Source organism: Pseudomonas sp. HOU2 (assembly GCF_040729435.1).
Classification (GTDB): Bacteria; Pseudomonadota; Gammaproteobacteria; order Pseudomonadales; family Pseudomonadaceae; genus Aquipseudomonas.
Genome location: NZ_CP160398.1, coordinates 162,795 through 186,176 on the forward strand (window position 1 = coordinate 162,795; position 23,382 = coordinate 186,176).

Genomic DNA, 23,382 nt, shown 5'->3' on the forward strand with positions numbered 1-23,382 from the left:
GCTCCCTCGCCACAAATAGACTCGCTCGATAGTTCAAGAAGTGCTCGCCCGGGGAAACGGGTCATAACAAAAACATAAGAAAAGTGAGTGGTGAACATGGAAGTACGCATCAAGCCGGCAGCGGTCGGCAGCCTGTTGCTCGCAGTTTCCATCGCGCAGGCCAACGCGCAATACCTTGAAACCGGCAAGCCCGGCGATCCCGCCAGTTGGCGCAGCGCCGAATTCCAGCGCGACTGGGGCCTGGCGCGGATGCAGGCCGATCAGGCCTATGCGGCCGGGATCACCGGCAAAGGCGTGAAGATCGGCGCCCTCGACTCCGGCTTCGATGCCGCCCACCCCGAGTTCGCCAGCGAGCGCTATCATCCGGTAATGGCCTCCGGCAGTTACGTCGATGGTTCGCTGTTCAGCGTCAATGGCACCCTTAACGCCAACAACGATTCCCACGGCACCCACGTGGTCGGCACCATGGGCGCCAGCCGTGACGGCACCGGCATGCACGGCGTGGCGTACAACGCGCAGATCTACGTCGGCAACACCAACAACAACGACAGCTTCCTGTTCGGCCCGAAACCCGATCCGCGTTATTTCAAAGCGGTATACGACGCTCTGGCGGATGCCGGTGTGCGCGCGATCAACAACAGTTGGGGTAGCCAGCCGCCGGATGTCAGCTATCGCACCCTGGCCGATCTGCACGCCGCGTACGCCCAGCACTGGAATCAGGGCACCTGGCTCGACGCGGCGGCGGACGTCTCGCGCCGTGGCGTGATCAACGTGTTCAGCGCCGGCAACAGCGGCTACCCGAACGCCAGCGTGCGCTCGGCGTTGCCGTACTTTCAGCCGGATCTTGAAGGTCACTGGCTGGCAGTCTCCGGGCTGGATCAGAGCAATCAGCAAAAGTACAACCAGTGCGGCATCGCCAAATACTGGTGCATCACCACTCCGGGGGCGAAGATCGACAGCACCATTCCGGGTGGCGATTACGCGATCAAGTCCGGCACCTCGATGGCCGCGCCGCACGCCACCGGGGCACTGGCGCTGGTGATGGAACGCTATCCGTACATGAACAACCAGCAGGCACTCGAAGTGCTGCTGACCACCGCCACGCAACTCGACGGTTCGGTCACCGATGCACCGACCGAACGGGTCGGCTGGGGTGTGGCCAACCTCAACCGGGCGATGCACGGGCCGGGGCAATTGCTCGGCGCGTTCGATGCCAATCTGGCCGCCGGGCAAAGCGATGTGTGGAGCAATGACATCTCCGACAAGGCACTGATTCAGCGCCAGCGCGAAGACCTCGCCGAACACAGCGCCTGGCAGCAGACCCTGCAGGACAAGGGCTGGCAGAACGGTGTCCCGGCCGGCGCCAGTCAGCAGGATCAGACCGACTACGCGGTCGGTATGGCGCGCGATGCTGCAGCGGCGACGCGGGTCTATCAGGGCAGCCTGATCAAGTCCGGGGCAGGGCGCTTGCTGCTGACCGGCGACAACACCTTCCGTGGCCCGACCACGGTCAATGGCGGTTTGCTCAGCGTCAGCGTCAACGGCTCGCTGGCCTCGGCGGTGACCGTCAACGACAGCGGCACCCTTGGCGGTTCCGGGCGGATCGCCTCGTTGCTCGCCAACAGCGGTGGCCGCGTGGCACCGGGCAATTCCATCGGTACTTTGAATGTGGCCGGTGACGTGACCTTCACGCCGGGTTCGACCTACGCGGTCGAGCTGTCGCCGACCAGCAGCGACCGCATTGTTGCCGGCGGCATCGCAAGCATCAGCGGCGCCACGGTCAGCCTGTCGCTGGAAAACAGTCCGACCCTGCTCAGCACCACGCAAGCGCGCAGCCTGCTTGGGCATTCGTACGACATTCTGCAAGCGGCCGGCGGCATCCAGGGCCGGTTCGGCGCGGTGCTGCCGGATTACCTGTTCATCGGCGGCAACCTCGACTACACGGGCAACGCCATTCAGCTCGACATCCAGCGCAACGCCACCTCGTTCGCCAGTGTCGGGCAAACTCCGAATCAGCGCGCGGTAGCGGCTGCCGTCGAAGGCCTTGGCGCCGGCAACTCGGTGTACGAAAGCCTGCTGCTGTCGGCAGATGCTACCTCGGCGCAACAGGCCTTCCAGCAATTGAGCGGGGAGATCTATCCGGCGCTCGGCTCGATGCTGATCAATGACAGCCGCCAGTTGCGCGACGCGGTCGGCGAGCGTCTGCACGATGTAAATGCCACGCAAAGCAATGGCTGGATCAAGGCCCTCGGCGCCTGGGGCTCGACCGATTCCGGCAACGACACCTCGCGCTACAGCACCTCGATCGGCGGTTTGCTCGCCGGTGTCGACGGCGCGCTGGACGAGCAGACCCGCATCGGTCTGGTCACCGGTTACAGCGACAGCTCGCTGAACATGGGCTCGGACACGCACTCGTCGGCCAAGGTCGACAGCTATCACCTCGGCGCTTACGCCGGTCATGACATCGGCGCCTGGCGCCTGAGCACCGGCGCGGCTTACAGCTGGCACCGCGCCGATGTGAAGCGCGATCTGCAATACGGCGACGTCAGCGCCAAACAGAAAGCCAAGGTCGATGCGGCGACCACGCAAGTCTTCGGCGAAGCGGCTTACCGGCTGAACCTGCAACCGCTGGCACTGGAGCCGTTCGCCAACCTCGCTTATGTGCATCTGGACACTGACGGCTTCAGCGAAAAGGGCGACGCGGCGGCGCTGAAGAGCTCCGGCGAGCAGCGCGATGCAGTCCTCAGCACCCTCGGTGTGCGCGCGGTCAAGCGCTTCAATTTGTCCAATCAGCAGTCGCTGGACGTCAGCGGGCATCTCGGCTGGCAGCACAGCCTGAGCGACATCGACGCCGAACAGCATCTGCGCTTTGCCAGCGGCAGCACGCCGTACGCGGTCGAGAGTTCGGCACTGGTGCGTGATGCGGCGCTGGTCGGCGTGCAAGCCAGCCTGGCGTTGAGCAAGGACGTGCGGGTCAACCTGGATTACAACGGACAACTGGCTAACCGCGAGAAGAGCCACGGCGTGGGGCTGAGCCTGAATTGGCAGTTCTGACGGAGGGTGAATACGTAACCCTGTAGGAGCTGTCGCAGGCTGCGATCTTTTGATCTTGAAAAGCCAAGATCGCAGCCTTCGGCAGCTCCTACAGGGGGATGTGAGCACACACCTGTGGCGAGGGAGCTTGCTCCCGCTCGGCTGCGCAGCAGTCGCAAATCTGCCAGACCGGGTTCGACTGGAAGAGTGCAGAGGGCCGCTTCGCGCCCCAGCGGGAGCAAGCTCCCTCGCCACACAAAGCAGTACTCATGAGATTGAAATAGAAGGATTTTTCGCAACATCACTAAGGAGCTGCCGCAGGCTGCGATCTTTTGATCTTGAAAAGCCAAGATCGCAGCCTTCGGCAGCTCCTACAGGGGGATGTGAGCACACACCTGTGGCGAGGGAGCTTGCTCCCGCTCGGCTGCGCAGCAGTCGCAAATCTGCCAGACCGGGTTCGACTGGAAGAATGCAGAGGGCCGCTTCGCGCCCCAGCGCGAGCAAGCTCCCTCGCCACACAAAGCTGCATTCATGAGATTGAAGTACACGGATTTTTCGCAACATCACTAAGGAAGGTCGCTGGATGAATAACAACAATACCCCCGCGCAAACGGGCGGTCGCTTCGCCATGAAAACCCTCAATTGCGCGGTGCTCTGCGCGCTGACCACTTGGGGCACTGCGCACGCGGCGCCTTATGTGGAAAGCGGCCGCAGCGGTGATCCCGCCAGTTGGCGCAGCGCCGAGTTCCAGGCGGAATGGGGCCTGGGCGCCATCGGTGCGGATCATGCCTACGCCGCCGGTTACACCGGCAAAGGTGTGAAACTGGGGATCTTTGACCAGCCGGTGTATGCCGCGCACCCGGAGTTTTCCGGCGCCAACAAAGTCATCACCCTGGTCACCAGCGGGATCCGCGAATACACCGACCCCTACATCCCGGTCAAAGCCGGCGATGCGTTCCGCTATGACGGTTCGCCTTCGGTCGGCTCCGACGGCAAGCTCGGTGCCCACGGCACCCACGTCGGTGGCATCGCCGCCGGCAGCCGCGATGGCGGGCCGATGCACGGGGTGGCGTTCGGTGCGCAGATCATCAGCGCCGACAACGGCGACCCGGGTCCGGAAGACGGCATCGTCCGTGGCAACGACGGCGCGGTATACAAGGCCGGTTGGGATGCGCTGATCGCCAGTGGCGCGCGGATCATCAACAACAGTTGGGGCATCGGCATCACTGACCGTTTCGACCTCGGCGGCCGCGACCCGGCGTATCCGCACTTCACCGTCAACGACGCGCAATTGCAGTTCAACGAGATCCGCACACTGCTCGGCACCAAGCCCGGCGGCGCCTACGACGGCGCCATCGCCGCCGCCCGCAGCGGCATCGTGACGATCTTCGCCGCCGGCAACGATTACAACCTGAACAACCCGGACGCCATCGCCGGCCTCGGCTACTTCGTGCCGGACATCGCGCCGAACTGGATCACCGTCGCCGCATTGCAAAGAAACCCGGACCAGGCCAGCGCCAATCCGTACATCATGAGTACGTTTTCCTCGCGCTGCGGCTACACCGCGAGCTTCTGCGTCTCGGCGCCGGGCACGCAGATCTACAGCTCGATCATCAGCGGCACCAACGCCGATAACCTGACCACCGGCTACAAGAACTACAACGGCACCTCGATGGCCGCACCGCATGTGGCGGGCTCGATGGCGGTGTTGATGGAGCGCTTCCCGTACATGACCGGCGATCAGGTCGCCACGGTGCTGCGTACCACCGCCACCGACCTCGGCGCACCGGGCATCGACGCCTTGTACGGCTGGGGCATGATCAACCTGCGCAAAGGCATCGACGGCCCGGCGATGTTCGTCACCGAGCAGGACATCCCGGAAGAGTTCCGCATCCAGGGGGCCTACGGTTCCGGACAGTTTGTCGCGGACTTGCCGGGCATCGGCGCGATCATCGACAAGGGCAAACCGACCGAGCGCCTGTGCACCGACATCACTTGCGGCCTCGACACCTGGCGCAACGACATTTCCGGTCACGGCGGCCTGACCAAGCAGGGCATCGGCACACTGGTGCTGACCGGCAACAACACCTACAGCGGCCCGACCCTGGTCAATCAGGGGCGTCTGGCGATCAATGGCTCACTGGCTTCGGCGGTCACGGTCAACGACAGCGGCATCCTCGGCGGTAACGGCCGCATCGGCGCACTGACTGCGAAAAACGGCGGTACCGTCGCCCCGGGCAACTCGATCGGCACGCTGAACGTCGCCGGTGACGTGACCTTCGAGCGCGGTTCGACCTACGCGGTGGAAGTCTCGCCGACCAGCAGCGACAAGATCGTTGCCGGTGGCAAAGCCGTGATCGATGGCGCCACGGTCAGTCTGTCGCTGGAAAACAGCCCGACCTTGCTGACGACGACTGAAGTGAAGAGCCTGCTCGGTTCGCAGTTCAACATCCTGCAAGCGGCCGGTGGCATTCAAGGGCAGTTTGGGCAAGTGCTGCCGAACTACGCGTTCCTCGGCGGCACCCTGGCGTACTCGGCAAACGGCGTGCAACTGGACGTCGGGCGCAATGGCGCGTCGTTCGCCAGTGTCGGTCTGACGCCGAACCAGCGTGCAGTCGGCGCGGCTGCCGAGGGCCTGGGCGCGGGCAATGCGCTGTTCGAAACCCTGCTGTTGTCGCCGAACGCGGCGTCGGCGCAACAAGCCTTCCAGCAACTGTCCGGCGAAATTCACCCGGCCATCGGTACGATGCTGATCAACGACAGCCGCTACCTGCGTGAAGCGGTGGGCGAGCGTCTGCGTGAGCGTGATCTGTTCAATGCCGACGCACCGACCGACGACCGCAGCAACGCCTGGGTCAAGGTGCTCGGTTCGTGGGGCAAGAGCGATGGCGGCCATGAAAACGCCGACTCCAACAGCTCCATCGGCGGGCTGCTGGCCGGTGTCGACGGTTTGATTGCTGAAGATACCCGTCTGGGTTTCGTTACCGGTTATAGCGACAGCTCGTTGAACATGGGCAGCGACACGCATTCGTCGGCCTCGGTCGACAGCTACCACCTCGGTGCGTACCTGGGGCATCAGATCGATGCGCTGCGTCTGACCGCCGGTGCGGCGTATAGCTGGCATCGCGTGGACGTGAAGCGTGATCTGCAGTTCGCGGGCGTCAGCGGCAAAGAGAAAACCAAGCACGATGCGGCGACCACTCAGGTGTTCACCGAAGCGGCTTACGATCTGCGTCTGCAACCGATGAATCTGGAGCCGTTCGCCAATCTGTCGTACGTGCATCTGAACACTGACAGCTTCACCGAGAAGGGTGATGCCGCGGCGCTCAAGAGCTCTGAAGACAACCGCGACGTGGTGCTGTCGACCCTTGGCGTACGCGCCAAGCGCAGCTTCGCGCTGTCGGACAAACATCAGCTGGAACTGGGCGCGACCCTCGGCTGGCAGCACAACCTGAGCAGTGTCGATGCTGACAGCCACCTGGCCTTCGCCAATGGCAACAGCGCCTTCACTGTGCAGAGTGTGTCGATGGATCGTGATGCGGCAGTGGTCGGCGTACGCGCCGGGCTGGCGCTCAATCGCGATGTCCGGGTCAACCTGGACTACAACGGACTGATCGGTAACAACGAGAAAGACCACGGTGTGGGTCTGACCCTCGACTGGCAGTTCTGATGGAGTACTGGCAGTCTCGCGGGAGGCTGCCAGTCCTGATTGAAGGAAGAGAGAGCACAACATGGGATTGTTCGATTACAAAAATGCCGATGGCAAAGCGCTGTACAGCGATGCCATCGCGCTGACGCTGTATGCCTACACGCCGACCGGCCAGCCGTTGCCGGCCACCGCCTGGAAACCGCTCAGCGCCACGGCGTTGGGCTATCAGGGCAAGGTCGGCGCGCAAGGCACGTTCTTCGGCGAGAAGGACGGCTTCACCAGCGCCGAGGCCGAAGTGCTCGGCAAGTACGACGCCGGCGGCAAGCTGATCGGCCTCGGCGTGGCCTTTCGCGGTACCGGCGGGCTGGGTTACAGCGATACCTTCGGCGACATGAAAAACAATCTGCTGGCCGCTATCGGGCCGTCGGATTACGCGAGCAACTACGCGAAAAACGCTTTCGACAACCTGCTCAAGTCCGTTGCCGCGTTTGCCATCGCCAACGGCATCGCCGCCAAGGACGTGCTGTTCAGCGGCCACAGCCTGGGCGGTCTCGGGGTCAACAGCGTAGCCGAGTTGAGCGGCAGCAATTGGGGCGGGTTCTTCAAGGACGCCAACTACATCGCGTTCGCTTCGCCGACCCAGAGCAGTACCGGCAACAACGTGCTGAACATCGGTTACGAAAACGACCCGGTGTTCCGTGCACTGGACGGCACCACGTTCAGCAGCGGTTCGCTGGGCAAGCACGACGGGCCGCATGAGTCGACCACCGATAACATCGTCAACTTCACCGACAACTATGCGTCCACCGCGCAGAACCTGGTGCCGTTCAGCATCGTCAATCCGTTGAACTGGTCGGCCCATAGTTCGCTCGGGTATGCCGATGGCCTGAACCGGGTGATCGACTCGAAGTTTTACAACCTGACGCACAAGGACTCGACCCTCATCGTCTCCAACCTTGAGGAATCGTCCCGGGGCAAGACCTGGGTCGAGGATCTGGGGCGCAGCGGCGAGCCGCACACCGGCAGCACCTTCATCATCGGTACCAACAGCAACGACTGGCTCAAGGGCGGGGCGGGTAACGATTTCCTCGAAGGCCTGGGCGGTGATGACCGGTTCCGTGATGACGGTGGTTTCAATATTCTGCTGGGCGGCCAGGGTCACAATACCTTCGAGCTGCAGAAACCGCTGCAGAACTTCAGCTTCGCCAACGACGGTGACGGCACGCTGTACGTGCGCGACGCCTACGGCGGCATCAGCATGACCCGCGACATCGGCGCGCTGGTGAGCAAGGAGTCGGGGTCGTGGTGGGGCAGCAAGGAAATCACCTGGGGCGTCACGGCCAAGGGTTTGACCAATGGCAATGAACTGACTCAGTACACCCATTCGCTCAATGGCGATGCGTATGGCAACGCGCTGCACGCCAGCGCCGACGGGGACTGGCTGTTCGGTCTGGGTGGCGACGACAAGCTGATCAGCGACAAGGGCCACGTGACCTTCGTCGGTGGCGCCGGCAACGACGTGATGACGGCGGTGGGTGGCAACAACACCTTCCTGTTCAGCGGCGCGTTCGGTTTTGATGCGATCAACGGCTACCAGGGCAGCGACAAACTGGTGTTCATGGGCGTCGAAGGCGCGGGGCAGGGCTACGACTACAAGCAGCATGCTGCACAGTCCGGCGCTGATACTGTGCTGAAGATTGGCGAATATGCCGTGACCCTGATCGGGGTGGGAGTGGCTAACCTGTCGGACTCGTCTTTCGTGTTCGCGTAAGCCGTCATCCTGTAGGAACTGCCGCAGGCTGCGATCTTTTGCTTCTGATTTTCAAGATCAAAAGATCGCAGCCTCGTTGCACTCGACAGCTCCTACAGGGATTTATGAATGTAGCAGCTGCCGCAGGCTGCGATCTTTTGATTTTGATTCAAGATCAGAAGATCGCAGCCTTTATGCAAGTAGTACTGAAATGCTCCGGGGCGTGCCCGCGAGGGGCGCCCTGGCTGTGAGCTATCTCTGACAATTCCAACAAAAGAGAGGCAATAGCAATGGGTGTGTATGACTACAAGAACTTCGGTACAGCCGATTCCAAGGCACTGTTCAGCGATGCCATGGCGATCACGCTGTATTCCTATCACAACCTCGATAACGGCTTTGCCGCCGGTTATCAGCACAACGGCTTCGGTCTCGGCCTGCCTGCCACGTTGGTCACCGCGCTGCTCGGCGGTACCGATTCGCAAGGGGTGATTCCTGGTATTCCGTGGAACCCCGACTCGGAAAAACTCGCCCTCGACGCCGTGAAAAAGGCTGGCTGGACACCGATCAGCGCCTCGCAATTGGGCTACGACGGCAAGACAGATGCGCGCGGAACCTTCTTCGGCGAGAAGGCCGGTTACACCACCGCCCAGGTGGAAATCCTCGGCAAGTACGACGCCCAGGGCCATCTCACGGAAATCGGCGTTGCCTTTCGCGGCACCAGTGGTCCGCGGGAAAACCTGATCCTCGACTCCATCGGCGACGTGATCAACGACCTGCTGGCCGCCTTCGGTCCCAAAGACTACGCCAAGAATTACGTTGGCGAAGCGTTCGGTAATCTACTGAATGACGTGGTGGCGTTCGCCAAGGCCAACGGCCTCAGCGGCAAGGACGTGCTGGTCAGCGGCCACAGCCTCGGCGGGCTGGCGGTCAACAGCATGGCTGACCTGAGTGGCGGCAAGTGGGGCGGATTCTTCGCCGACTCCAACTACATCGCCTACGCCTCGCCGACCCAGAGCAGCACCGACAAGGTGCTCAACGTCGGTTACGAAAACGATCCGGTGTTCCGCGCCCTCGACGGCTCGACCTTCACCGGCGCCTCGGTCGGCGTGCACGACGCGCCCAAGGAATCGGCCACCGACAACATCGTCAGCTTCAACGATCACTACGCCTCGACCGCGTGGAATCTGCTGCCGTTCTCGATTCTCAATATTCCGACCTGGATCTCGCACCTGCCGACCGCTTACGGCGACGGCATGAACCGGATCATCGAGTCGAAGTTCTACGACCTGACTAGCAAGGATTCCACGATCATCGTCGCCAACCTGTCGGACCCGGCGCGGGCCAACACGTGGGTGCAGGATCTCAACCGCAACGCTGAAACCCACAAGGGCAGCACGTTCATCATCGGCAGCGACAGCAACGACCTGATTCAGGGCGGCAGCGGCAACGACTACCTCGAAGGTCGCGCCGGCAACGACACCTTCCGCGACGCTGGCGGTTATAACGTCATCCTCGGCGGCGCCGGCAACAACACCCTCGAGTTGCAGAAATCGGTGAACAGCTTCGACTTCGCCAACGACGGCGCCGGCAACCTGTACATCCGCGACGCCAATGGCGGGATCAGCATCACCCGCGACATCGGCAGCATCGTCAGCAAGGAGCCGGGTTTCCTCTGGGGTCTGTTCAAGGACGATGTGACCCACAGCGTCACGGCCAGCGGTTTGAAGGTTGGCAACAACGTTACCCAGTACGAGTCCAGCGTTAAGGGCACCAGCGGCGCCGATACGCTGAAGGCGCATGCCGGCGGCGACTGGCTGTTCGGCCTGGACGGCAACGACCACTTGATCGGCGGTGCCGGCAACGACGTGTTTGTCGGTGGCGCCGGCAATGACCTGATGGAATCGGGGGGCGGGGCGGATACGTTCCTGTTCAACGGCGCGTTCGGTCAGGATCGGGTGCTGGGTTTTACGTCGAACGACAAACTGGTGTTCCTTGGCGTGCAAGGGGTGTTGCCCAATGACGACTTCCGCGCGCATGCCTCGATGGTGGGGCAGGACACGGTGCTGAAGTTTGGCGCTGACTCGGTGACGCTGGTTGGGGTGGCGCTGAATAGCCTCAGTGCCGATGGAATTGTGATCGCCTGATGCATCCGTAACCTGTGGCGAGGGAGCTTGCTCCCGCTGGGTCGCGAAGCGGCCCTGAAGACTTTGTGAGCGCTACGCGCTCAAGCGGGAGCAAGCTCCCTCGCCACAACTCGGTATCGAAAGTGACTCGACAGCCACACCCTGACTCAAAAGCTCTGCAAACAGCAGAAGCGGCCTAAAGCCAGCACGTGCACACACGTTCTATAGCTAGCCGCCATTGAGTACAGGAGATGCACACGTGAGAAGGTTCAAGGGGTATGTCGGGATTGTCGGACTGGCGCTGTTATCGGCCAATGCCTGGGCCGACCTGCCGCCAACCTCGATTCTCAGCCGCTACGGCATCAGCAGCGATCAATTGCCGAAACCGGCTAAGACCGAAGCGGTCGAGCCGGTCGAAGAGAAAAGCCTGTTTCAGATTCAGCCCGAACAGCCGTTCGTGACGTTTCGGCGGGGTGATGACAAACAAGCGCAAGCCACCGGCAATCTGAGCATTGACCGCATGACCCAACAGGATCTGGAGCGTTGCCGACGTCTGCAAGCCGAGCTGGCGCGGCGCGGTGAGCAGTATTTCAGCTGTGATCACAGCATTGTGGGCCTGCCGGCTTTCGAGTAATTCTCCAACGTTCCCCCTGTAGGAGCTGCCGAAGGCTGCGATCTTTTGATTTTGTTTTTAAGATCAAAAGATCGCAGCCTTCGGCAGCTCCTACAGGGGTTGGGGGGTCAGTCTTCCTTGCGCACCGTTGCGACTTCGTCGGAACGGACTTTCACCTTGGTCCCGGAAATATCCTCGAACTCATAGAACCCGTCCTTGGTCTTGGTTTTCGGCATGTCCTTGGTCAAATACTGGGTGCCGTTCTGCAAGGTGACCACGGTCGGCGTCGAGCAGCCGGCCAATGCCAGCAGGGCCGCTACCGCCAGAGGAATACCCAGAGTCTTGATCTTCATAGCCACCTCAAATACCTCATTCCATATCAATTGACCGACTTCGGCCTCTAACGCGGTTGGTGCCATCGAACCGGGAAAAGTTCGATGGCCCCCTGAAAAAATCCGAATTGCCGCTGCCATTGATCTTTTTCCGTTTGCACCCGGCAGGGCAGAGCTGGTATCTGTACGCATAACCAGTATTTGCTCGCCATGGCCCTGAATTCCCGTGACTGCCAACCCGCTCGACGATCCGTTCTATTACCTCAACAACTTCCGGCAAGTGCTTGATTGGCTTGAGCTTCGCTATGCCGATGTGATGAGCGAATCCGAGCACGGCTTTATCCGCGACTTCAAGGCCTTGCCGCACGCTTCGCAGGGTCTGCTGGTGCGCATGGTAATGCGTAAGGGCGTGCATTTCCGCCTTGGCAAACTCAACTACCCAGAAATTGGGGACATCAGCAACGCCGCGCAGCCTTTGTTGCGTCACGGCTGGCTCGACGATCAGGCTTTATTGAGCGTGGCCGAAGTGTTCGACGTGTTGCTCAAGGCTGAACTGCTGCAGGCGTTCGGCAGCTTCATCGAACAGCCCAAGGGCCGCAAGGACGACTGGCTGCTGGCGCTCGCCGAGCAATTCAGCGAGTCGCGCAGCCTCTGCGACTGGGCGCCGACGCTCGGCGAGCGCTTGCTCAGCCTGACCATCATGGACCTGTGCGACCGTCTGCGCCTGATGTTCTTCGGCAACCTGTATCAGGACTGGTCGGAGTTCGTGCTCGCCGACCTCGGCATCTTTACCTACGAAAAAGTCGAATTCTGCGCCGACTCCCGTGGCCTGCGCAGCCGCGAGGACGTTGACGCCTGCCTGTTCCTGCATCACTGCCAGCAACGCTTCGAGGCCGGTGAACCGTTGGAAACCATTGTCGAGCAGGTCAGCGCGCTGCAGTTCGACAACCCGTGGCTGCAACGGCGGCGCGGCAAGGTGCTGTTCCAGATCGGCCAGTATTGCGAGCGCATCACTGAGTTTGCCCTGGCGCTGAGCATCTACCGCGATTGCGCCTACCCCGGCGCCCGTCAGCGCATGATCCGCGTGCTCGAGCGCTGCGGCGAATACGCACTGGCGCTGGAGCTCGCGACGCTCGCCGAACAGGCGCCGGAAAGCGCCGCCGAGCAGCAGAGCCTGCAACGGATGCTGCCACGGCTGCGACGCAAACTCGGCGGGCCACCGCTCAAACGCGCAACGCCACGTCCGGTCGAGCGCCTCGATCTGCAATTGCCGCGCACTGATCCGGGATTGTCGGTGGAGTTTTACGTGCAGGCGCATCTGCACGAAGACAGCGGCCCGGTGCATTACGTCGAGAACAGCCTGATCAACTCGCTGTTCGGCCTGTTGTGCTGGCCGGCGATTTTCGCGCCGTTGCCGGGAGCGTTCTTTCATCCGTTTCAGCGCGGGCCGGTGGATCTGCTCAACGAAGACTTCCAGCAACGCCGCGCCGAACTGTTCCAGGCTTGTCTCGACCAACTCGACGACGGCCGTTACGTCGCAACCATTCGTGAACGCTTTGTCGCCAAATGGGGCGTGCAGTCGCCGTTCGTGTTCTGGGGCGCGTTGAATGAGCAACTGCTCGAGCAGGCGTTGGCGTGCTTGCCGGCGGAACACCTCAAGCACTGGTTCAATCGTCTGCTGCTCGACATCAAGGCCAACCGCGCCGGCATGCCCGACCTGATCCAGTTCTGGCCGCAGCACAAGACCTACCGGATGATCGAGGTCAAAGGCCCCGGTGACCGCTTGCAAGACAACCAGCTGCGTTGGCTGGAGTTCTGCCACCAACATCAGATGCCGGTCGCCGTGTGCTACGTGCAATGGGCGGAGCAGAGCGCTTGAGTTACAGCATTGCCGTCCGTGCCCTGTGCGAGTTCACCGCCAAGACCGGCGACCTCGACCTGCGATTCACGCCCTCGCCGACAGCCCTCGAAGGCATGCTCGGCCATCGCACCGTGGCCTCGCGGCGCAACGACAAATACCAGAGCGAAGTGGCGCTGGAAGGCGAGTTTCTGCAGTTGAAGGTCAGGGGCAGGGCGGACGGCTACGACCCAGCGCAGAACTGTCTGGAAGAAGTCAAAACCTATCGCGGCGACCTCAGCAAGCAACCGGCCAACCATCGGCAGCTGCATTGGGCGCAGGCGAAGATCTACGGCTGGCTGATGTGCCGCAAGCTTGAACTTGAGCAGATCAATCTGGCACTGGTGTATTTCGACATCGTCAGCGAAAAGGAAACCTGTCTGGTCGAGTCCTTCAATGCACCCGCCTTGCAGGCCTTTTTCGAACAGCAATGCCGGTTGTTCCTGAACTGGGCCGAGCAGGAAATGGCCCATCGCGAGGCGCGCAATCTGGCCGCGCAGCAATTGAGCTTTCCCCACGCCGATTTTCGCCCCGGCCAGCGGCATCTGGCCGAATCGGTATTCAAAGCGGTCAGCACCGGCCGCTGCCTGATGGCCCAGGCGCCCACCGGGATCGGCAAAACCCTCGGTACGCTGTTCCCGATGCTCAAGGCTTTGGCGCCGCAGCAACTGGACAAGGTGTTCTTCCTGACCGCCAAGACTCCGGGGCGCAAACTGGCGCTGGATGCCAGTCAGGTGCTGTTCGATCAATCGCAAAATTTGCCGCTGCGGGTGCTGGAGATGGTCGCCCGCGACAAGGCCTGCGAACACCTGGACAAAGCCTGTCACGGCGAGTCTTGCCCGTTGGCCCAGGGCTTCTATGATCGCCTGCCCGCCGCTCGGCAAGCGGCGAGCCGGATCAATTTGCTGGATCAGGCGGCGATGCGCGAGGTGGCCCTCCAGCACACGGTTTGCCCGTATTACCTGAGCCAGGAAATGGCCCGCTGGGCCGACGTGGTAGTGGCGGACTACAACTATTACTTCGATTTCAGCGCGCTGCTGTTCGGCCTCGCTCAGCTCAACCAGTGGAAGGTTGCGGTACTGGCTGATGAAGCGCACAACCTGGTCGAACGCGGGCGCTCGATGTACAGCGCCAGTATCGACCAAGGCGCGCTGGCCAGTGTGCGCAAGACGGCCCCCGAAGTGCTGAAAAAATCCCTGCAACGGGTCAACCGCGAGTGGAACGCGCTGCACCAGCCGCAACTGGCGCCATATCAGGCCTACGACAAGGCCCCGGAGAAACTGCTGCAAGCCGTTTCCCTGTGCAGCTCGGCGATTGGCGATTACCTCAATGATCATCCGCAGGGGCTCGACAGCGCGCTGCAAACCTTCTATTTCGACATGCTGCAGTTTGGCCGGGTGGCGGAGCTGTTCGACGAGCATTACCTGTTCGACATCAGCAAGCGCGACCTTGAGCGCAAGCGGCCGCTGTCGCAGCTGTGCCTGCGCAACGTGGTGCCGGCGGCGTTCATCGGCCCGCGCCTGAAAGCGGCGCGCAGCAGCGTGCTGTTCTCGGCGACGCTGAGCCCGCGGCGCTATTACGCCGATCTGCTCGGCACGCCCGCCGACACGGTATGCATAGACGTCGAATCACCCTTCAGCGCCGAACAGCTGCAAGTGCAGATCGTCAGCCGTATCTCCACGCGCTTCAATCATCGCCAGGCGTCGCTGGAGCCGATCGTCGAGCTGATCGCCCGTCAGTTCAGCGAGCGTCCGGGCAATTACCTGGCGTTCTTCAGCAGTTTCGATTACCTGCAACAGGTGCTGACGCTGCTCGCCGAACGCCACCCGCAGATCAATCTGTGGCAGCAATCGCGGGGCATGGCCGAAGGGCAGCGCCAGGCCTTTCTCGATCAGTTCACCGCCGACAGTCAGGGCATCGGCTTCGCCGTGTTGGGCGGTGCGTTTGGCGAGGGCATCGACTTGCCCGGAGCACGGTTGATCGGCGCATTCATTGCGACTCTGGGGCTGGCCCAGCTCAACCCGGTCAACGAACAGTTGAAACGGCGCATGGCAGCGATTTTCGGCGCCGGCTACGATTACACCTACCTGTATCCGGGCGTGCAGAAAGTGGTGCAGGCCGCCGGGCGGGTGATCCGTACGCGGCAGGATCGCGGTGTGGTGATGCTGATCGATGACCGCTTCGCCGAGCCGCGCATTCAGCAACTGTTGCCGCGCTGGTGGTCGCTCGGTACCGACTCGCCCTCAATCAACCCGTTGATCACGCCGTGAATAGAAGCGCGTTTGCACCTTCCCATGGCGCCGGATTGCCGCATACTTGCGCTAATGAAAACCAGCGGTGAACCTGATGAGTGACAAACCGAGCAAAACTGCCGCGATCGAGGAGATGCGTTTCCGTCTGCTGATCGATGCGGTGGTCGATTATGCGATTTACATGATCGATCCGGACGGCATCATCACCAGCTGGAACTCCGGCGCCAAACGCTTCAAGGGCTACGAAGAGGCGGAGATTCTCGGCGAGCATTTCTCGCGCTTCTATACCGCCGATGATCGTGCGGCGGGCCTGCCGCAACGTGCGCTCGACACAGCGCTGCGCGAAGGACGCTTCGAAGGCGAGGGCTGGCGGGTGCGCAAGGATGGCGCCCGTTTCTGGTGCCACGTGGTCATCGATCCGATCATCGATCCCGACGGCAAACTGCTCGGCTACGCCAAGATCACCCGCGACCTGACCGACCGCAAGATGGCGGAGGAAACCCTCAAGCAAAGCGAACAGCAGTTCCGCCTGCTGGTGCAGGGGGTCACCGATTATGCGATCTACATGCTCAGCCCCGAAGGTCGCGTAAGCAACTGGAATCAGGGCGCCCAGCGGATCAAGGGGTACCAGCCGGAAGAAATCATCGGCGAGCATTTTTCGATTTTCTATACCCCCGAAGACCGCGTGGCCGGCGAACCACAGCGGGCACTGGAAATTGCCACCCGCGAGGGCCGTTTCGAGAACAAGAGCTGGCGCATGCGCAAGGATGGCACGCGGTTTCTGGCCCACGTGGTGGTCGATGCCATTCGCGGCGAAACCGGTACGCTGCTCGGGTTTGCCAAGATCACCCGCGATGTCACCGAAGCCCATGAGGCGCAAGTGGCGCTGGAAAAGACCCGTGAAGCACTGTTCCAGGCGCAGAAGATGCAGGCCATCGGTCAGCTCAGCGGCGGCATCGCCCATGACTTCAACAATCTGCTGACGGTGATTCTGGGCAATCTGGAGATTCTGCAAAAGCGCATCGGTGACGATCCGAAAAACAGTCGTCTGCTGGAAAACGCCACGCAGGGTGCATTGCGTGGCGTATCGCTGACCCAACGCATGCTGGCTTTCGCCCGCCGTCAGGAACTGAAGACCGAGCCGGTCGATATCGCGCAACTGGTGCAAGGCATCACCGGGCTGTTGCGCAGCTCGATCGGCCCGGGGATTCGCATCGAGACACGCTTTCCCGAGGATCTGCAACCGGTGCTGGCCGACAGCAACCAACTGGAACTGGCGCTGCTCAATCTGGCGACCAACGCCCGCGACGCCATGGTCGACGGCGGCAGCCTGTGCATTACTGCGCAGCCGGAAGTCGTGCTTGAGCAAAGCCATTCGTCAATGGCGGCGGGACGCTATGTGTGCCTGAGCGTGATCGACACGGGCGAGGGCATGGATGAAGCCACGCTGGGTTCGGCCAGGGATCCGTTTTTCACCACCAAGGGCGTGGGCAAGGGTACCGGGCTGGGCCTGTCGATGGTGCATGGCTTTATCGAGCAACTGGGTGGCCGTTTCATTCTCAAGAGCGAAAAAGGCCATGGCACCCGCGCTGAAATGTGGATACCGGTGGCGCTGGCCGGGGAGACGGCAAAAAACCTTTACCCGGCAGTCAAACCGGTGTTGGTGCCACGCCTCAGCGTGCTGGTGGTCGACGACGATTCGCTGGTAATGACCAGCACCACGCTGCTGCTCGAAGACCTAGGCCATCGTGTGATCAGCGCCACGTCCGGTGCCAGGGCGCTGGCGTTGTTCGAGCAGGGCGAAGTCATCGATCTGATGATCACCGACATGGCCATGCCGCAGATGAGCGGCGCGCAACTGGCGCATGCGGTGCGCCTGCTCAAGCCGGATCTGCCGATCATTCTGGCCACCGGTTACGCTGAACGCCTGGAAGGCTTTGCCGCGCAACTGCCGCGTCTGCCCAAGCCGTTCACCCAGCTCAACCTGGTGGAAATCATCGCGCAGTCGATGAAGTGAATCCGCCTGAACTTGTCCGTGGCGAGGGCCTTCTAAAAGGTTTCCCCCGCCACGGAGCGCGCGTCCCTTGCCTCGCATATTGACTGAGCCCAGCGCTGAAGAACACCTGACTGAACACGACGCCAAGATGTTCGGCTCACCCAAGGAACGACTGGATTTCTATCGCAAGGAAATCCAGTACGAAACCAGCATCCTCGCCAACCGCACTGACGCCTATCTGGCGGCGCAGTCGTTCTTGGTGATTGCCTTTGCTTCGTGCATGGCCAACCTCAACCCCGAGTGGGGCAAGTTGTTCACGCTGGTGGTGCCGCCGTTTCTCGCGCTGTTGGGGCTGCTCAGTTCGCTCAACGCCTGGCCGGGAATACGGGCGGCGTACGACATCATCGACCACTGGCACTACAAGCAGAGCGAGTTGTTGCGCAGCGAGCCGATCATGGGCATGGCTTACGACGAGTCGCCGCTGTTCAGCGAGATGGAGTCGAGCCACAAGGGCTATCGCAAGTCGTTGTTGTTTTCGGTGCGCACGCCCTGGATTTTCGCCACGTTCTGGATCTTGCTCGGGGCTTATGCGGTGTTCATTCAGGTGACCAACCCCGGGGGCTGAACGCCGCACAAGAAAAAGCCCGGACTTTGCAGCCGGGCTTTTTCTTGTGCGCGTTATTCGACGGTTTCAAGCTGTCGACGCAGTTCCTGCGAGTGATGCGGTGACATTGGAATCGGCGGAAAGTCTTCGTTGAGGACGCACAGATGATCGATGGCTTCCTCGAACTTCGCATCGGCTTTGCGGCGCAGTGCTCGATAGTGCTCAAACTGTTCGAGGTCCAGATTGTCCGCTTCCAGCAGCTCGTAAGCCGCTCGGTTGAGGGCGTGGGCATCTTCGAACAGTTGACGATTGCGTTCCAGGGCCAAAGCCCTGCAAGCCTTGATTTGTGCAGGAGTCGAGCATTCTTTCATGACCGTGACCTTGTTATCCAAAGATTCCTATTCATGGGCTGCAAGCCGCAGGGGAACCGAACCTGCCGGACCCCGCCGAGTGCTTACAGCGAGGGGTTATGCTTGTGACTGTCCGCTTTGGTCGAGGGATCCATTTATTTTCAGAAAAAACTTCGATGGTTCGCCCAAGATATTGCCGCCGGAAAAATCAGTTTTTTCGTTTTGGCCGTTGTTCATAGCGCGCCAGCAGCGGTTGCGTGCTGATGCCATGCAGCAAAATGCTCAATGCCACCACCGACAGGGTGATGTTGGTGCACAACGTCGCGACTGAAGGACTCAGACCATGGTTCAAGGCATAAAACAAATAGAACAGGCTGCCGATCCCGCGAATGCCGAACCAGCCGATCAACAGGCGCTGACCGCGGTCAAGCAAGGTGCCCCAAGGCATCAACGCCACGCAGAGTGGACGCACCACGCAGAACAGCACCGCGCCAATGACCAATGCGCGCCAGTCCCAATGCGGCACCAGCACCACGCCGAGCAGGGTCACCAGAAACACTTCCATGGCGCGTTCCACCAGACTGCCGAACGAGAGCATGTCGCCCATCATGATCCCGGCCGCAACCTGGCTGCTTTCCAGTCGTTCGGTATCACCGTGCACCGCGTGCTGCGGTTCGATGTTCTGATGGCCCACCACCGGTTGCACCAGATGTTCGGCGGGTGGCTGGCTGGCGCCGGTGGATTTGACTTCTTCCTGGCGCAAGCCGAGGCCGGCGGCGAATACTGACAGAAAACCATAACCGCCAATCGCATCCGCGCCGACGTAAGCCAGGGCAATCAGCGACAGCGCCAGATAATCATTCGGGCTCAGGGTGCTGTCGTCGTTGCGGATGCGCAGCGACAGGGTCAGCCGGCCAATGCCGCGTCCCATCCAGTAACCGGTGAGCAGACCGACCGGCACCGCCCAGAGCAAACCGTGCAGCACCCAATCGGTCAAGGCGCCGGGTTGCGCGTCGGCCTGCAACAGCAGCAAGCCGAGAATCACGAACGGGAACGCGATGCCGTCATTGAGCCCGGCTTCACCGGAAAGACCGAAGCGCACGCTGTCGACATCCCGCGCATCATTGACCTGCACCAGCGCGGCCAGTACCGGGTCGGTGGGCGCCAGCATCGCCCCGATCAGCAGCGACGGCCCCCACGACAGTTGCAGGCCCCAGTGCAGCAATACGCTGACCCCGGCGATGGTCAAGACCATCACCGGGCCAGCCAGCCCGAACGCAATCCGCCAGCGCTTGTCGCGCAGTGGCAGACGCAGCTTCAGCCCGCAGACAAACAGCGAAAACAGCACCGCCACTTCCGTGAGGTGTTCCATCCACACCGAGGCGTTTTCCAGGGGCAGCTTCAGCAGATCCAGACCGCTCGGACCGATGCCGATCCCCAGCAACAGGCACACGGCCGAAGTGGTGACCGGCATCCAGCGCAGGTACGACGAAGTCAGCGCCAGGGTCAGCAAGACGGCGCCAAGCACCGCGACCCAGATGACGAAGCTCATGTTCGGTCGCCCATCGACGACAGCGTTGGCACCGGGTTAAGCAACGGTAGTACGCAGGTACTCAGGCGCGAGCACGTTGAACCACAGCAGAATCATCGACACCAGAATGGTCACCATCACCAACAGGCCGACGCCCCAGACGCAGGCCGAGTACAGCAGGCCCTGTTCCTTGCGTTCATGCATGAACGTCGGCAGACCAACGAACAACAGGAACGTCGAATACACCGAAGCGGCACCCAGTACCAGAATCGCCAGCCAGCGACTTGGATATAGCCCGGCGATGCCGGCGACGAAAAACGGCGTCACGGTATAGGCGGCAAAGCCGATGCACTGGTTAAGCGTGGGGCGCGCGTCGAACGTACGCGACATCCAGCGGATGAACCCGCCGATGACCGCGACCCCGGCGACAATCGCCACATACAGCATGATGCTCAGTTGCAGCGCACTGGCCGTGCTCAAGCGCACGGTCTCGCCGGCTGCCAGACTCCAGCCGACATACGTAGTACCGAAGAACAGGCACACGGCGGGAATCAGCGCCAATAGCAGCAGATGCGCCAGGTAGTGACGGGGATGGGCCTCTTCTTCGCGGCGGATGTCGGTCCAGGCGAAGTTGGGCTGGGTGAAGAGTTTAATGAGAGGGGCGGACATGACGACCTCCTGATCCTGCGGACCGGTTGGGACTCTTAAAGGTATGGAGGGACGTCATGCCGCCAGGTTCAGTTTTTATCGCGCTGCTCAGAGCATCGGCTTGCCGCCGGTCACGCCATAGCGCTGACCGGTGATGTAACTGGCTTCATCAGAGGCCAGCAGCACGTAAATCGGCGCCACTTCCACTGGTTGTCCGGGGCGACCGAGCGGGGTTTCGCTGCCGAAGTTCTGCACTTCTTCATCGGGCATGGTCGAGACGATCAGCGGTGTCCAGATCGGCCCGGGGGCCACGCAGTTCACGCGGATATCTTTTGGCCCGAGGATCTGCGCCAGACCGCCGGTGAAGTTGGCGATCGCGCCTTTGGTGGTGGCATAGGCCAGCAGGGTCGGTTTGGGCATGTCCGAGTTGACCGAGCTGGTGTTGATGATCGAGGCGCCGGGGCGCATGTGTTTGATCGCCGCCTGACACAGCCGGAAAATCGCCGTGATGTTGACGTCGAAGGTCATTACCCATTCTTCGTCGGGGATTTCTTCGAAGGTCTCGTGGGTCATCTGGAACGCCGCGTTGTTGACCAGAATGTCGATGCGCCCGAAGCGTGCGACGGTCTTGTCCACCAATTCCTGGCAATGGGCCTTGTGCGCCAGATCGCCGGACAGCAACAGGCACTGGCGGCCTGCCTGTTCAACCCAGCGTGCGGTCTCTTTGGCGTCGTCATGTTCATTCAGATAGGCCACGACCACGTCTGCGCCTTCACGGGCGAAGGCAATCGCCACCGCGCGGCCAATGCCACTGTCGGCGCCGGTGATCAGCGCAATCTTGCCGGCCAGCCGCCCGGAACCGACATAGCTTTGCTCGCCACAGTCGGGGTACAGCTGCATTTTACTTTGCGCACCGGGAACGGCTTGGGCTTGTGCGGGGAAGGGTGGTTTTGGGTAGTCGGTCATCATCAATCTCCGAGGTTCTCAGGGCAGGTATGGGTGGTTGACCCGGACGGTTTGCCGTGAGTTCGATCGGATTTGCGCTGCACACCCACTGCAAACACAAACCCCCTGTAGGAGCTGCCGCAGGCTGCGATCTTTTGATCTTGTTTTAAAAAACCAACGTCAAAAGATCGCAGCCTTCGGCAGCTCCTACAGGGGGAGGTGGTGTTTTCAGGATTTGCGGTTGGTCAGGGCGCGCTCCATGCGGCTGATGCCTTCTTCGAGCAGCGAGCGCGGGCAGCCGAAGTTCAGGCGCACGAACTGTTGGTGCTGGTCACCGAAGTCCAGACCGGGGCTCAAGCCGACTTTGGCCTGTTCGAGGAAGAACTGCTGCGGATTGTCCAGCTCCAGCGCCGAGCAATCGAGCCACGCCAGATAGGTTCCCTGCGGCACATTGATCGTGACGCCCGGCAAGCGGCTGCGCACCGCATCCACCAGCCAGTCGCGGTTGGCCTGCAGATAGGTTTTCAGCTCGGCCAGCCACGGCGCACCTTCGCTGTAGGCGACGCGGGTGGCTTCCATGCCCAGCGGGTTGACGCTGTCGACCATGCCGCAACGGGCGTGGTTGACGCGTTCGCGCAGGGCGGCGTCCTGGATGATCATGAACGAGGTCTTGAGGCCGGCGATGTTGTAGGCCTTGCTCGCCGACATCAGGGTGATCGTGCGCCTGGCGATTTCCGGGCTCAGCGAGGCGGTCGGAATGTGCACGCGGCCGTCGAAGCACAGCTCGGCGTGGATCTCGTCGGAGATGATCCAGGCGTCCTGTGCCGCGCAGATATCCGCCACGGCTTGCAGTTCTTCACGATCGAACACTTTGCCGATCGGGTTGTGCGGATTACTCAGGAGCAGCGCACCGCCACCGTTCAGCGACTCGCGCAGGGTCTCCAGCGGGGTGGCGTAGGTGCCATCGGCCTGGGCGACGAATTCCAGCTCGACCTTGTTCAGCCCCCAATGCCCCGGCGCGTGACGCAGCGGCGGGTAGTTCGGCACCTGCACCACGACGTTCTGCTGCGGCTGTACCAGCGCTTTCAAAGCCATGTTGAAACCAGATTCGACACCCGGCAGGAAGATCAGCTCCTGCGGTTTGACCTTCCAGGCGAACTTGTTCCACAGATCAGTGACGATGGCTTCACGCAGGTTGTCCTGCGCCACGCTGTACCCCACCAACGGATGCAGCAGGCGCTGCTGCAATGCCTCGATGACGACCGGCGGCGCGGCGAAATCCATGTCAGCGACCCACATCGGCAACACGTCTGCCGAGTAACGGCTCCACTTGGTGCTGCCGGTGTTGTGGCGGTCGAATAGCTGATCAAAATCGAAAGTCATGCGCGGTCTCGTGAAGGCGGGATGGGTCCTGGGCGCCATTCTAAGCCCAACGCGACCCATGTGGGAGCTGGCTTGCCAGCGATGGCGTCGTCACTGTCGCTATTGGTGTTGGCTGATCCACCGCTTTCGCTGGCAAGCCAGCTCCCACAGGGTTTTGTGTTCGTTGGCGAATAGACCGACAAACGGCCGACGGTCGGTTTTCACACAGAGTGTGTGGTCATTGTCTACAGTGAAAAAGTCGGCAGCCATTCTGCCGTAACCGTGTTTGTCCAGAAA

Annotated in this window: 15 protein-coding genes; 9 read left to right on the top strand and 6 right to left on the bottom strand. The window is 61.6% G+C overall.

Translation table 11 applies throughout. The features are described 5' to 3' along the window. The first annotated feature begins 96 nt into the window (after window positions 1-96). The 5 genes from ABV589_RS00770 (at window position 97) to ABV589_RS00790 (ending at window position 11,189) form a co-directional block, all read left to right on the top strand. Window positions 97-3,054, top strand: a complete 2,958-nt coding sequence (locus ABV589_RS00770; protein WP_367084476.1) for an autotransporter domain-containing protein — start codon at window positions 97-99, stop codon at window positions 3,052-3,054. Between the two features lie 562 nt (window positions 3,055-3,616). Continuing rightward, window positions 3,617-6,703 carry an autotransporter domain-containing protein gene (locus ABV589_RS00775; RefSeq protein ID WP_367084477.1) on the top strand — a complete coding sequence of 1,029 codons (3,087 nt, stop codon included), beginning with the start codon at window positions 3,617-3,619 and terminating at the stop codon, window positions 6,701-6,703. A gap of 61 nt (window positions 6,704-6,764) precedes the next feature. Next, window positions 6,765-8,453: a polyurethanase gene (locus tag ABV589_RS00780; protein ID WP_367084478.1), complete on the top strand. Its 1,689-nt coding sequence runs from the start codon at window positions 6,765-6,767 to the stop codon at window positions 8,451-8,453. A 269-nt stretch (window positions 8,454-8,722) separates the two neighbouring features. Continuing rightward, complete coding sequence (locus ABV589_RS00785) at window positions 8,723-10,576, top strand: polyurethanase (protein ID WP_367084479.1); 1,854 nt, start codon at window positions 8,723-8,725, stop codon at window positions 10,574-10,576. A 238-nt stretch (window positions 10,577-10,814) separates the two neighbouring features. Beyond that, a complete protein-coding gene (locus ABV589_RS00790) occupies window positions 10,815-11,189 on the top strand; it encodes a hypothetical protein (RefSeq protein ID WP_367084480.1) in 375 nt (124 codons plus the stop codon). Window positions 11,190-11,296: 107 nt separating this feature from the next. Here the strand turns inward: ABV589_RS00790 and ABV589_RS00795 are convergent, their stop codons facing one another. Further along, window positions 11,297-11,521: a YgdI/YgdR family lipoprotein gene (locus ABV589_RS00795; RefSeq protein ID WP_007967004.1), complete on the bottom strand. Its 225-nt coding sequence runs from the start codon at window positions 11,519-11,521 to the stop codon at window positions 11,297-11,299. Between the two features lie 205 nt (window positions 11,522-11,726). On the opposite strand from ABV589_RS00795, the gene ABV589_RS00800 reads away from it, so the two are divergent. From ABV589_RS00800 to ABV589_RS00815, 4 genes are all read left to right on the top strand, one after another. Next, the gene (locus ABV589_RS00800; RefSeq protein WP_367084481.1) at window positions 11,727-13,379 is read left to right on the top strand and encodes a VRR-NUC domain-containing protein; all 1,653 of its coding nucleotides are present in this window, start codon (window positions 11,727-11,729) and stop codon (window positions 13,377-13,379) included. After that, on the top strand, window positions 13,376-15,667 hold the full coding sequence (locus tag ABV589_RS00805) for an ATP-dependent DNA helicase (RefSeq protein WP_367084482.1): 2,292 nt from the start codon (window positions 13,376-13,378) through the stop codon (window positions 15,665-15,667). Before ABV589_RS00800 ends, ABV589_RS00805 begins: the two co-directional genes overlap by 4 nt. A 76-nt stretch (window positions 15,668-15,743) precedes the next feature. After that, the gene (locus ABV589_RS00810) at window positions 15,744-17,666 is read left to right on the top strand and encodes a PAS domain S-box protein (RefSeq protein ID WP_367084483.1); all 1,923 of its coding nucleotides are present in this window, start codon (window positions 15,744-15,746) and stop codon (window positions 17,664-17,666) included. Window positions 17,667-17,733: 67 nt separating this feature from the next. Next, a complete protein-coding gene (locus ABV589_RS00815) occupies window positions 17,734-18,270 on the top strand; it encodes a hypothetical protein (RefSeq protein WP_007967008.1) in 537 nt (178 codons plus the stop codon). A gap of 53 nt (window positions 18,271-18,323) precedes the next feature. On the opposite strand, the gene ABV589_RS00820 is transcribed toward ABV589_RS00815, so the two are convergent. The 5 genes from ABV589_RS00820 to ABV589_RS00840 all read right to left on the bottom strand — a co-directional run bounded on the left by ABV589_RS00820 (window position 18,324) and on the right by ABV589_RS00840 (window position 23,106). Beyond that, the gene (locus tag ABV589_RS00820; RefSeq protein WP_007967009.1) at window positions 18,324-18,620 is read right to left on the bottom strand and encodes a hypothetical protein; all 297 of its coding nucleotides are present in this window, start codon (window positions 18,618-18,620) and stop codon (window positions 18,324-18,326) included. Between the two features lie 187 nt (window positions 18,621-18,807). Beyond that, on the bottom strand, window positions 18,808-20,151 hold the full coding sequence (locus ABV589_RS00825) for a cation:proton antiporter (protein ID WP_367084484.1): 1,344 nt from the start codon (window positions 20,149-20,151) through the stop codon (window positions 18,808-18,810). Between the two features lie 36 nt (window positions 20,152-20,187). Beyond that, on the bottom strand, window positions 20,188-20,799 hold the full coding sequence (locus ABV589_RS00830) for a Yip1 family protein (RefSeq protein WP_007967011.1): 612 nt from the start codon (window positions 20,797-20,799) through the stop codon (window positions 20,188-20,190). Between the two features lie 87 nt (window positions 20,800-20,886). Beyond that, complete coding sequence (locus ABV589_RS00835; RefSeq protein WP_367084485.1) at window positions 20,887-21,744, bottom strand: glucose 1-dehydrogenase; 858 nt, start codon at window positions 21,742-21,744, stop codon at window positions 20,887-20,889. Between the two features lie 207 nt (window positions 21,745-21,951). Then, window positions 21,952-23,106, bottom strand: a complete 1,155-nt coding sequence (locus tag ABV589_RS00840) for a PatB family C-S lyase (protein WP_367084486.1) — start codon at window positions 23,104-23,106, stop codon at window positions 21,952-21,954. Window positions 23,107-23,382 lie beyond the last annotated feature (276 nt).

Excerpts from the sequence above, each read along its gene's own strand:
- ABV589_RS00795 (WP_007967004.1), bottom strand. The coding sequence starts at position 11,521 with ATGAAGATCAAGACTCTGGGTATTCCTCTGGCGGTAGCGGCCCTGCTG.
- ABV589_RS00775 (WP_367084477.1), top strand. The coding sequence starts at position 3,617 with ATGAATAACAACAATACCCCCGCGCAAACGGGCGGTCGCTTCGCCATG.
- ABV589_RS00835 (WP_367084485.1), bottom strand. The coding sequence starts at position 21,744 with ATGACCGACTACCCAAAACCACCCTTCCCCGCACAAGCCCAAGCCGTT.
- ABV589_RS00830 (WP_007967011.1), bottom strand. The coding sequence starts at position 20,799 with ATGTCCGCCCCTCTCATTAAACTCTTCACCCAGCCCAACTTCGCCTGG.
- ABV589_RS00780 (WP_367084478.1), top strand. The coding sequence starts at position 6,765 with ATGGGATTGTTCGATTACAAAAATGCCGATGGCAAAGCGCTGTACAGC.
- ABV589_RS00840 (WP_367084486.1), bottom strand. The coding sequence starts at position 23,106 with ATGACTTTCGATTTTGATCAGCTATTCGACCGCCACAACACCGGCAGC.
- ABV589_RS00810 (WP_367084483.1), top strand. The coding sequence starts at position 15,744 with ATGAGTGACAAACCGAGCAAAACTGCCGCGATCGAGGAGATGCGTTTC.
- ABV589_RS00770 (WP_367084476.1), top strand. The coding sequence starts at position 97 with ATGGAAGTACGCATCAAGCCGGCAGCGGTCGGCAGCCTGTTGCTCGCA.
- ABV589_RS00785 (WP_367084479.1), top strand. The coding sequence starts at position 8,723 with ATGGGTGTGTATGACTACAAGAACTTCGGTACAGCCGATTCCAAGGCA.
- ABV589_RS00820 (WP_007967009.1), bottom strand. The coding sequence starts at position 18,620 with ATGAAAGAATGCTCGACTCCTGCACAAATCAAGGCTTGCAGGGCTTTG.
- ABV589_RS00825 (WP_367084484.1), bottom strand. The coding sequence starts at position 20,151 with ATGAGCTTCGTCATCTGGGTCGCGGTGCTTGGCGCCGTCTTGCTGACC.